This window comes from Burkholderia sp. Bp9004, from assembly GCF_003858025.1.
GTDB lineage: Bacteria > Pseudomonadota > Gammaproteobacteria > Burkholderiales > Burkholderiaceae > Burkholderia > Burkholderia diffusa.
On record NZ_QTQD01000086.1, the window covers coordinates 1 to 816 of the forward strand.

At 67.8% G+C, this 816-nt stretch carries 1 protein-coding gene; it reads left to right on the forward strand.

What is annotated here, in order from left to right:
- Nucleotides 1-816: ABC transporter ATP-binding protein (locus tag DIE08_RS35265; protein WP_148093074.1), on the forward strand; the 816-nt coding region annotated here is incomplete at both ends.

Consider the following 816-nt stretch of genomic DNA (forward strand, 5'->3'; position numbering starts at 1 on the left):
CAGCCGCCGCGCCTCGGTGAGGAAATCCTGCGCGTGGATCACGTCTGCCGCGGCTTCAACAAGACGCAGGGCGAACTGCTCGTGCTCGACGACGCGAACCTGTCGCTGCGCGAAGGCGAGATCGTCGGGCTGCTCGGCCGTTCGGGCTCGGGCAAGTCCACGCTGCTGCGGATCATCGCGGGGCTGATCGAGCCGACCGGCGGTGAAGTGACCTATCTCGGCAAGCCGCTGACCGGCCCGGCCGAAGGCGTCGCGATGGTGTTCCAGACCTTCGCGCTGTTTCCGTGGCTCACCGTGCTGCAGAACGTGGAAGCCGGGCTGGAAGCGCTCGGCGTCGGCGCACGCGAGCGGCGCGAACGCGCGCTCGCCGCGATCGACCTGATCGGTCTCGACGGCTTCGAGAACGCCTACCCGCGTGAGCTGTCGGGCGGCATGCGTCAGCGCGTGGGCTTCGCGCGCGCGCTCGTGGTCGACCCGACGATCCTGCTGATGGACGAGCCGTTCTCGGCGCTCGACGTGCTGACGGCCGAAACGCTGCGTACCGACCTGCTCGACCTGTGGACGCAAGGCCGGATGCCGATCAAGTCGGTGCTGATCGTCACGCACAACATCGAGGAAGCGGTGTTCATGTGCGACCGGATCCTCGTGCTGTCGTCGAACCCGGGTCGCGTGATCGCCGAGATCAAGGTGCCGTTCAAGCATCCGCGCAACCGCCTTGACCCGGCCTTCCGCAAGCTCGTCGACGACATCTACGCGAAGATGACCGCGCGCCAGACCGGCGAGGCGACGAAGAAGGGGCTCGAGCTCGGCAGCTGG